Consider the following 9,437-nt stretch of genomic DNA (forward strand, 5'->3'; position numbering starts at 1 on the left):
GTTTCAGCAATGTCGCGTTAGAGACAGCTCAAAACTGGCTCGAAGCCTTCGCCGTCTACCACAATTCACGTCAAACTTAACGCGAGGCCACCGAGAGCCGAGCGGGCGCGGGCGCGACCGCGGCTGTACCCTTTTGTCGCTCCGCGAGGGAGTACGGGCATGGAACCGATCACCGTCACCGCGGACGCGGAGGAGTTCACCTGCAACGCGTACCTCGTCGTCGGGGACGCGACGACGCTCGTCGACGCGGGAACGATGCCCGGGGTGGACGAGGTCATCGCCGACGCGCTCGACGACGCCGGCGTCGACGGCCTCGACCGCCTCGTCGTGACTCACCAGCACCGCGACCACGTGGGCGAGCTCGACGCCGTGGTCGACCGCTTCGACCCCAGAGTGCTCGCGTACGCCGACCACCCGCGCCGCGACGTCGCGCTCCAAGACGGCGACGAGGTCCTCGTCGGGGGCGAGGCTTGCGAGGTCGTCCACACGCCGGGCCACGCCGACGACCACGTCTCGCTCGTCGGCGAGGAGCGGTGCTACTCCGGCGACGTGGTCGTCTACAACGACGGCGCCTTCGACGACGGCTCGTTCGGCCGCACCGACATGGCCGGCCAGTCGCGCGAGCGCCTGGTCGAGAGCCTCCACGAGATCCTCGACCGCATGCCCGACAGCGTCGAGGCGATGTTCCCCGGCCACGGCGACGTCTACCGCGCGGCCGACGGCCCGGACACCGTCCGCGAGGTGATCGAGCGCGCGACGGAGCGCGCCGAGCGCCGCGAGCCGAAGTACCCGGACGAGTGAGCGGGAGTCATATTTAAAAACGAGCGGCGGCGAGACCGACCGCCCACGTCGGCGCGTGGCGATGAACGCCCGCAGGGCGCGAGTCGCACGCGCGAGGTCGTCGGGCTTCGCCCGACTGCCAGAGAATCTTCGATTCTCGCTGGAGTCGCGAGCACTGTTAAGCGCGAGCGACGAGGCCGGGGAGGCGTGAGGCGCACGCGCGGCTGGCCGTCGAGCGGAGAGCTCGCGAGAAGGGCCGAATCCGGCCCGGAGTCGACCGGATTACGCGGCGCGGCGCTCGGTCGCCTTCGGGCGGAGCTTGGTGTAGCCGCACTTGCGGCAGCGCTCGGCCTCGGAGGCGTTGCGGGCGTTACAGCGCATACAGATCTGTCGGTCGAGCATGCGACGTTCGGCGGCGTCGAAACTGGCCATACGACTACTGTGCGGGCGGTGCTGTAAAAGGTTGCGAGACGCCGCGGCGGCCGCGAGGAGAACGGGTACGAGCGAGAGCTCGCGTCAGGCGTCCGCTTTAGGCGCCCGCTTCGGTGAGGGCGGCCTCGATGTCCTCGCGCTGCGTGACGCCGACGAAGCGGTCGACGACGCCGTCGTCGTTCTCGACGATGAGCGTCGGGAGCGAGCGGACCTGGTACTGGTTCGCGACGTCCTGCTCCTCGTCGACGTCGACCTTCTGGAGCTCGAACGCGTCGCCGAGGTCCTCCTGAATCTCCTCCAGGATGGGGTCTTGGGTCTTACACGGGCCGCACCACTCGGCGTGGAAATCCAGCAGTCGAACGGTCATAGTCGGCGTCAACTATCGCCGGCCCGCGCATAAGGGTTTCCCACTCGTGTGTGCGCCCGGTCATCGCGGCCCGTCGAGGCCGACGGAACCGACGGGAGGCGCGCGCCCGGCGGACCGCGCGGCGGTTGCGCCCGCTGCGTCCGGCGGGCGAACGAAACGTTTAGAACCCGGCGCCGCCCAGAACGGGACATGAGTGGTTCCAACTCCGGCGGGCTGATGTCCAGCGCGGGACTGGTCCGCTACTTCGAGAACGAGGACCGGAACGCCATCGCGATCGACCCCAAGACGGTCGTCGCGTTCTGCGTCCTCTTCGGCGTGTTCGTCCAGATCCTGTCGCTGACCGTCGCGTAAGCGTTCGACGCGCCGTCTCCGTTTTACCGACGCGCAACCCCTCGTTTCGCCGACGGGCCGGCCGTGAACTCGCCGCCCGCGTAACGCGCCTTTTTTCCACGCGCCCGCCCCATCGATCCGTATGAAAGCAGGCGTCATCGCCGTTCAGGGCGACGTGGCCGAACACGCCGCCGCCGTCCGCAACGCCGCGGCCGCCCACGACGAGACGGCCGAGGTGGTCGAGGTCCGGGACGCGGGGATCGTCCCCGACTGCGACGTCCTCCTCATGCCGGGCGGTGAGTCGACGACCATCTCGCGGCTGATCCGCCGCGAGGGGATCGCCGCCGAGATCGAAGCGCACGTCGCGAGCGGGAAGCCCGTCCTCGCCACCTGCGCCGGGCTCATCGTCTGTTCGACCGACGCGAAGGACGACCGGGTCGAGCCGCTGGGGCTGGTCGACGTCTCCGTCGACCGCAACGCGTTCGGACGACAGAAGGACTCCTTCGAGGCGAAGGTCCCGGTCACGGGGCTCGACGACCCCTTCCACGCCGTGTTCATCCGCGCGCCCGCCATCGACGACGTGGGCGACGGCGTCGAGACGCTCGCGACGGTCGACGGGCGCCCGGTCGCGGTGCGCGACGGCCCGGTGGTCGCCACCGCGTTCCACCCGGAGCTCACCGACGACCCGCGGATCCACGACCTCGCGTTCTTCCCCGAGCGGGAGGTGGTCGCGTGAGCGGTCCGACCGAGGGCGACGAGGACCCCCAGAGCGACGAGGAACCCCAGAGCGACGAGGACCCGGACGGTCCGTCCGAGGCCGTCCTCGACGAGCTGTTCGCAACCATCGAATCGCGGCAGGAAGAGCTTCCGGAGGGATCGTACACCGCATCCCTCTTCAGTCACGAGAAGGGCGAAAACGCCGTCTTAGAGAAGATCGGCGAGGAGACGACGGAGGCGATCCTCGCGGCGAAAGACGACGACCGCGAGGAGCTCACCTACGAAAGCGCCGACCTCGTCTACCACCTGCTCGTGTTGTTCGCGATGAAGGACCTCGACGTCGACGACCTCCGCGAGGAGCTTCGCGACCGCTTTTAAATCCCCTCAGCGCTCGCGTTCGAGTTCGCGGTCGATGTCGTCGACCTCCTCGGTCTCCAGCTCCTCGCCGATGCGGCGTTCGAACTCCGCCTCGCTGATCTGCCCCTCGACGTACTGTTGGCGGAGCCGGTCCTGCCGGCTGCTGCCGGCGTCGGCCGAGGTCGACGACGACCCGATCGAGTCGAGCGAATCGGCGCCGATCGAGTCCCCGTCGTCACCGAGGAGCCACGAGCCGGCTTTATAAGCGACGTAGACGATTCCGGCGAGGACCGCCAAGGAGGCGATCCCGGAAACGATCGCCGACACGAGACCCAAGATCGCCGAGACCACGCTCACGACGATGCTGACCCCGATCAACACCGCGATCGCGATCGCCGCGTAGTAGAGGGCCTTCTTCCCGTCCATGCCCCGGAGTCGGGCTGCCGGCCGCAAATACCTTCTCCCACGGATCCGCGGCGTCCCGATTCGGGGGCGGTGGTCGTCGGAACGGTCGGTCGCCACGGAGACCGCTTTGACCGATTTCGGGAGTGAGTATCGCAGATCGGTAGCAGCGATTCGGTATTTAAATGGCTGTGAGCGACGGCGACGATCGCTCATAAAAGGAGATGCAGTGGCGCGCCTGCGAGCGGCCGGAGCGAAGCGGAGGCCGCGAGCCAGCCCGCGAGGGACGCCGCGAACGCCCGCAGGGCGTGAGCGGCGAGGCTGGGGAGGGGTGAGGCTGCGGTGCTGAGCGGGCGGGGCGGGACTCAAAGGGGCAGTCGCGAGGCGGCCGCAGGCGACGTAAGCACCGCAACGAGGGAGCGGTAGCGACCGAGTGAGGAGCGCAGCGAGCGTGCGGCCGCCTCGCGACTGGGGCTTTGGAGACCACCATCTCAGCACCATCGAGTATTTATAAACAGCCGACAGCAACACCTCAATTCTATTTATAAACGACCACACTCACAACGTACTACACCTACTCCCGCTATGAGACGTGACAGACGAGCGGATCGAACGGCGCGCAGGCGGCAGAAGGGTTATTCCTCCGGCTCTCATCGCCACAGAGGATGGATCGGGCACCCGACAAGCGCGACGGCGAGAACGAGACCGATCCGGACGACGCGTTCGACGGAGCGAGCGCGAACCGCGTCGACCGTCGGACTCGCGTCGACCGCCGGACCGTCCTGGGCGCGCTCGCGGGCGCCGGGAGCGCCGCGGTCGCCGGCTGCTCCGGCTCGGAACCGGACGACGCCGCGACGAGCGACCTCGACACCGACCGGCTCGACGAGCTCGCGGCGCGGTTCGCGCCGACGCTGTACTTCGACGCCGCCGAGCCGTGGTTCCCGACCGACCCGCGCCCGTACACGGTCGAGGAGGACGGCGAGACGGTCGTCGACGGCTTCGCGGCGTTCGACGGCTACCACGAGCGGTACGACGAGACGGGCGAGCCGCCGAACCCGACGGTGTTCTACAACGGGATGCGGTACGAGGACTCCCCGCTCGCGGTCGTCCAGTTCTGGATGTACTCCGCGTTCGACCAGTTCACCGCGAACTTCCACTGGCACGACTGGGAAGTGCTCCACGTCTTCGTCGACCTCGACACGGGCGACCCCCAGCTGTACGTCGCCAGCTCCCACTCCCGGAGCGTGCCGAACAACGAGTTCCTCGACCCGGACCCGGACGTGGTCCCGCGAATCCTCCCCGAGCTCGGCTCCCACTCCAGCACGCTCTCGGTCAACGAGATCCCCGACGGCTTCCGGCGCGTCGGCGAGGAGGGGCTCCTCGCGGACATCACGAACACGACGATCGACACGGTCGAGGACCTCCTCGGGATCCCGATCGCGTACGGCCTCCCCCGCGACGAGGGCGCGCGGCTCCCCTTCGTCGTCCCCGAGTACGAGGGCGAGCCGATCTACGAACACCCCGACCTCCCCTCGGTCACCGAGGAGTCGCTCGTCGACGGCGCCCTCACGATCCGCTCGCTCGCCGCGCTGCGCTCGCCGCCGACCGACCTCCCGCTCCGGGAGACGGGGATCGCCTACCGACACGGCGAGCGGTCGGGCGAAGACGGGACCGCCGACGGCGACGGGACCGGCGAAGACGGGACCGCCGACGGCGACGGGACCGGCGAAGACGGGACCGCCGACGGCGACGACGCGGCGCTCGCCGACGAGGTCGCCGAGTCGGTCGTCGAATACGAGCTCGTCGAGAGCGCCGAGCTGGAGGACATCTCGGCGTTCACCGGCCCGCAGCTCAGCTTCGAGTTCGCGGTCCCCCAAGCCGTCGAGGACGCCGTCGCGGGCCACATCACGACCACCGGCGTCCCGTGGGAGCAGCCGCGCTACGAGAACCCCGCGCTCGACGTCACCGCCGGGAACCACCGCTCCGAACTGGCGGCCCGGTACGACGCGATCGCCGACGACCCCTCGTTCGGCGACGACGCGGCCGGGGCGCTCGACGGCGTCGTCGCGCGCGTCACGCGGGCGACGGAGACCGACGAGGCGCCCGACGGCGAGGGGCTGACGGCGACCGACGCGGGCGTCGAGTCGTTCGTCCTGATCGAGAGCGACCCCGAGGCGGTCCCGACGTTCGCCGGCGGCGTCGCGGTCGCGAACGGCGTCCCCGAGGGCGACCACCGGCTCACGGTGAACGGCGCCGGGCGGACGCCCCACAGCGAGACCCTGACCGTCTCGGCGGACGAGCCGGTGACGAGGGCGGGCGCCGACGGCGAGATCCCGCTCGTCGCCCGCGAGGACGCGCGGAAGGTGGAACTCGACGACGCGGAGAGCGACGCCGACCTGACCCGGACCGCGGTCGAGGACGACTTCGCGGGCCGGATCTACGACTCCGCGATCGACGGTAGCGACGCGGTCTACGTCCACGCCGGCGGCGCGTACACGACCGAGGTCCGCGACGCCGACGACGAGGTCGGCGCGTACCGCGTCAACCCGGACCCACCGGGAGCCGGCAGCGACGACGGCGACGACTCCGGCGAGACCGAAGACCCGATCCGGATCGAGCGCCCGGAGACGGGGGCTGCCCCGCTCGCCGGCTACGTCGCGGACGTGGCCGAGGAGACGCGCGCCGCGGTCGCGGCCGCGGCGGCCGAGAGCGACGACGGCGACGATGACGACGGCACGGGCGGCGGAGGCGACGGCGGCGGTCCGTCAAACGCGGTCAACGGGCTCGAAAAGGCACTCGCGGCCGCGGTCGACCAAGCGGAGCGGGCCGAGGAGCGCGCCCGCGAGGGCGACAGGGAAGGGACTGACCGCCAGCTGGAGAACGTCGTCGACCGGATCGCCCGGATCGAAGAGCGGCTCGCCGCCGCGCGCGAGGGGCTCCCGCCGGGGCTGGCGAACGCGACCGGAAAGCGGATCGAACAGGCGACCAAGCGCGTCGAGCAGGCGCAAAACTCCGAGAAGCTGTAGGACGGTCCGCGCCCAGCGCCAGTCCGTGCCACCGCGCACCAACGGATGGAAAGCTATACGACGCCGACCCGACCACGAGTATATAAGCAGATGTCTCAGGAGGGATACGACCACGCGACGGTCGAGGAACGCTGGCAGGAGGCGTGGGACGACGCCGCCGTCTACCACGTCCCGGACGAGGCCTCGGACCCGACGTACGTCCTCGGGATGTACCCGTACCCGTCCGGGAAGCTCCACATGGGCCACGTCCGCAACTACACCATCACGGACGCGTACGCCCGCTACCGACGGATGCGGGGCGACGACGTGCTCCACCCGATGGGGTGGGACGCCTTCGGGCTGCCGGCCGAGAACGCCGCCAAGGAGCGCGACACCAACCCCCGCGACTGGACGTTCGACTGCATCGACACGATGCGAGGCCAGATGAAGTCGATGGGGTTCGGCTACGACTGGGACCGCGAGGTCACCACCTGCACCCCCGAGTACTACCGGTGGAACCAGTGGCTGTTCCGCCGCTTCCACGAGGCCGGCCTCGTGGAGCGCCGCGACGCCGAGGTGAACTGGTGTCCCTCCTGTGAGACCGTCCTCGCCGACGAGCAGGTCGAGGGCGACGCGGAGCTGTGCTGGCGCTGTGACACCCCCGTCGAGACCCGCGAGCTCGACCAGTGGTTCCTGAAGATAACCGAGTACGCCGACGATCTGCTGGAGGCGATAGACGAGCTTGAGGGGTGGCCGAACTCGGTCCGACAGATGCAGCGCAACTGGATCGGGCGGCAGTACGGGACGACGCTGGACTTTCACGTCGACGGTCACGGCCCCGTCGAGGCGTTCACGACCCGCGTCGACACGATCCACGGGGCGACGTTCTTCGCGGTCGCGCCGGACCACCCGATCAGCGAGGAACTGGCCGAGGAGGACGACGACGTCCGGCGGTTCATCGAGGAGGAGGCAGACCCCGACGGCGACGAACCGAACGGCGTCGCGACCGGGCTCACCGCCACCAACCCCGCCACCGGCGAGGAGATTCCCGTCTTCGTCGCCGACTTCGTCCTCTCGGACGTGGGGACGGGCGCGCTGATGGCGGTGCCCGGCCACGACGAGCGCGACCACGCGTTCGCGGAGAAGATGGGCGTCGAGATCCGGCCCGTCGTCGCGCCGGAGCCGGACGGGTGGGACGGCGAGACCGTCCCGGAGGCCCCGGACGTGAGCGAGGCGGCGTTCACCGACGACGGGGTCCTCATCAACTCCGGCGAGTACAGCGGGCTCGACAGCGAGACGGCCCGCGAACGGCTCACCGAAGCGATCGACAGCGCCGCGGAGAGCACCCAGTACCAGCTGCGCGACTGGGGGATCTCCCGCCAGCGCTACTGGGGGACGCCGATCCCGATGGTGCACTGCGACGACTGCGGCGCCGTGCCGGTGCCCGACGAGGACCTGCCGGTCGAGCTGCCGGAGTTCATCAACACGACCGGGAACCCGCTGGACGCCGCCGACGAGTGGCAGGAGACGACCTGTCCGGAGTGCGGCGGGGCCGCGACCCGCGAGACCGACACGATGGACACGTTCGTCGACTCCTCGTGGTACTTCCTGCGGTACGTCTCGCCGGACCTGGAGGACGCCCCCTTCGACCTCGACCGCGCGAACGACTGGATGCCGGTCGACCAGTACGTCGGCGGCATCGAACACGCCGTGATGCACCTGCTGTACTCGCGGTTCTTCACGAAGGTGCTGGCCGACGAGGAGGGGCTGGAGCACCGCGAGCCGTTCACGAACCTGCTGGCGCAGGGGATGGTCCAGCTGGAGGGCGAGAAGATGTCGAAGTCGAAAGGGAACGTCGTCTCCCCGCAGCGGATCGTCGACGAGTACGGCGCCGACACGGCGCGGCTGTTCATGATGCAGGCCGCCCAGCCCGAGCGCGACTTCGACTGGTCCGAGGAGGGCGTCAAGTCCACCCACCGCTTTTTGACCCGACTGAACGACCTCGTCGAGGCGTACGCCGCGGGCGACGTGGCGACCGCCGGCGACGGCGACGCCGAGGCCGCCGACCGCGACGAGATCGACGACTACGTCGCCGACGAGACGGACGCCGCGGTCGCCATCGCGGGCGCGGAGTACGACGATCTCACCTTCAACGTCGCGCTCCGCGAGGCGCAGGACCTCGTGGGGACGCTCCGGAGCTACCGCGAACACGCCGACCCGCACCCCGACGTCTTCGAGCGCGGCGTCGACGTCGCGGTCCGCCTGCTCGCGCCGGTCGCGCCCCACCTCGCCGAGGAGCTGTGGGAGACGCTCGGCCGCGACGGCTTCGTCGCCGAGGCCGAGTGGCCGACCGCGAGCGTCGACCGCGACACCGTCGAGCGCCGGCGCCGGCTGGTCGCGAACACCCGCGAGGACGTGCGCGACATCGTCGAGGTCGCGGGCATCGACGACCCCGAGCGGATCGACGTCGTCGTCGCGCCCGACTGGAAGTACGACGCGCTGGAGATCGCGATCGACAGCGACGCCGACAACCTCATCTCGGAGCTGATGGGCGAGAGCCACATCCGCGAGCAGGGGGACGCCGCCGCCTCGTACGGGCAGGACCTCCAGGCGAACCGCGAGGCGCTCCGCGAGACGCTCGACGGCGACGCCGAGTACGACGCCTTACGCGCGGCCGCGTGGCTGATCGAGCGGGAGTTCGACGCGCCGGTCCGCGTCGAGCGCGCCGCGGACGCCGACGAGAGCGTGGTCAGCAAGGCCGAGCCCGGCCGCCCCGCCATCGACATCGTCGAGTAGCGCTCGGTCGGCCCTTTTAAACCGCCGCCCGCCCCCGGAAACGCTTAGTCGCCGGCGCGGCGCCCTCGTGTATGGACGACCCGTACGCCCCCGCGCGAGACGCGCTCGCGGGCGAGGGGCTCGGCTCCGCGGACGACGCCGACCCCGTCGTGCTCGCTGCGCGCCTCGATGATAACGACCCGCTCGCCTCGTTCGCGGACCGGTACCGGATCCCGGACGACCTGCTCTACATCTGTCTCTTATACACATCT

General features: G+C 70.1%; 9 protein-coding genes and 2 pseudogenes. 8 read left to right on the forward strand and 3 right to left on the reverse strand.

Annotated features, from left to right (window positions below; translation table 11 throughout):
- Both C470_RS16420 and C470_RS07415 read left to right on the forward strand, forming a co-directional pair.
- Nucleotides 1-80 (forward strand): annotated as a pseudogene (locus tag C470_RS16420) (IS6 family transposase); the annotation flags it as partial.
- A 79-nt stretch (nucleotides 81-159) separates the two neighbouring features.
- On the forward strand, nucleotides 160-801 hold the full coding sequence (locus C470_RS07415) for an MBL fold metallo-hydrolase (RefSeq protein WP_008366370.1): 642 nt from the start codon (nucleotides 160-162) through the stop codon (nucleotides 799-801).
- 261 nt (nucleotides 802-1,062) lie between these two features.
- Here C470_RS07415 and C470_RS07420 read toward each other — a convergent pair whose 3' ends face one another.
- Both C470_RS07420 and C470_RS07425 read right to left on the reverse strand, forming a co-directional pair.
- Nucleotides 1,063-1,212 (reverse strand): 50S ribosomal protein L40e, encoded by a 150-nt coding sequence (locus tag C470_RS07420; protein WP_006629440.1) that lies wholly within the window; start codon nucleotides 1,210-1,212, stop codon nucleotides 1,063-1,065.
- A gap of 97 nt (nucleotides 1,213-1,309) precedes the next feature.
- Nucleotides 1,310-1,579 carry a thioredoxin family protein gene (locus C470_RS07425; RefSeq protein ID WP_004598787.1) on the reverse strand — a complete coding sequence of 90 codons (270 nt, stop codon included), beginning with the start codon at nucleotides 1,577-1,579 and terminating at the stop codon, nucleotides 1,310-1,312.
- Nucleotides 1,580-1,768: 189 nt separating this feature from the next.
- On the opposite strand from C470_RS07425, the gene C470_RS07430 reads away from it, so the two are divergent.
- From C470_RS07430 to hisE, 3 genes are all read left to right on the forward strand, one after another.
- A complete protein-coding gene (locus C470_RS07430; protein ID WP_004598786.1) occupies nucleotides 1,769-1,930 on the forward strand; it encodes a preprotein translocase subunit Sec61beta in 162 nt (53 codons plus the stop codon).
- Between the two features lie 121 nt (nucleotides 1,931-2,051).
- Nucleotides 2,052-2,645 carry a pyridoxal 5'-phosphate synthase glutaminase subunit PdxT gene (gene pdxT / locus C470_RS07435; protein WP_004598785.1) on the forward strand — a complete coding sequence of 198 codons (594 nt, stop codon included), beginning with the start codon at nucleotides 2,052-2,054 and terminating at the stop codon, nucleotides 2,643-2,645.
- Nucleotides 2,642-3,004, forward strand: coding sequence for a phosphoribosyl-ATP diphosphatase (gene hisE, locus C470_RS07440; protein ID WP_008366373.1), 363 nt, complete (start codon nucleotides 2,642-2,644; stop codon nucleotides 3,002-3,004). The genes pdxT and hisE overlap by 4 nt, the downstream gene beginning before the upstream one ends.
- Nucleotides 3,005-3,010: 6 nt before the next feature.
- Here the strand turns inward: hisE and C470_RS07445 are convergent, their stop codons facing one another.
- Entirely contained in the window at nucleotides 3,011-3,409 is a 399-nt protein-coding gene (locus tag C470_RS07445) for a hypothetical protein (RefSeq protein ID WP_004598783.1), read from the reverse strand.
- Between the two features lie 641 nt (nucleotides 3,410-4,050).
- Between C470_RS07445 and C470_RS07450 the strand changes: the two genes are divergently transcribed.
- The 3 genes and pseudogenes from C470_RS07450 to C470_RS07460 all read left to right on the forward strand — a co-directional run.
- Nucleotides 4,051-6,411 carry a hypothetical protein gene (locus C470_RS07450; protein ID WP_008366375.1) on the forward strand — a complete coding sequence of 787 codons (2,361 nt, stop codon included), beginning with the start codon at nucleotides 4,051-4,053 and terminating at the stop codon, nucleotides 6,409-6,411.
- A gap of 90 nt (nucleotides 6,412-6,501) precedes the next feature.
- The gene (leuS, locus tag C470_RS07455; RefSeq protein WP_008366376.1) at nucleotides 6,502-9,186 is read left to right on the forward strand and encodes a leucine--tRNA ligase; all 2,685 of its coding nucleotides are present in this window, start codon (nucleotides 6,502-6,504) and stop codon (nucleotides 9,184-9,186) included.
- Between the two features lie 71 nt (nucleotides 9,187-9,257).
- Nucleotides 9,258-9,437: pseudogene (locus C470_RS07460) on the forward strand (kynureninase); the annotation flags it as partial.

The sequence above is a fragment of the Halorubrum distributum JCM 13561 genome (assembly GCF_000337395.1).
GTDB lineage: Archaea > Halobacteriota > Halobacteria > Halobacteriales > Haloferacaceae > Halorubrum > Halorubrum distributum.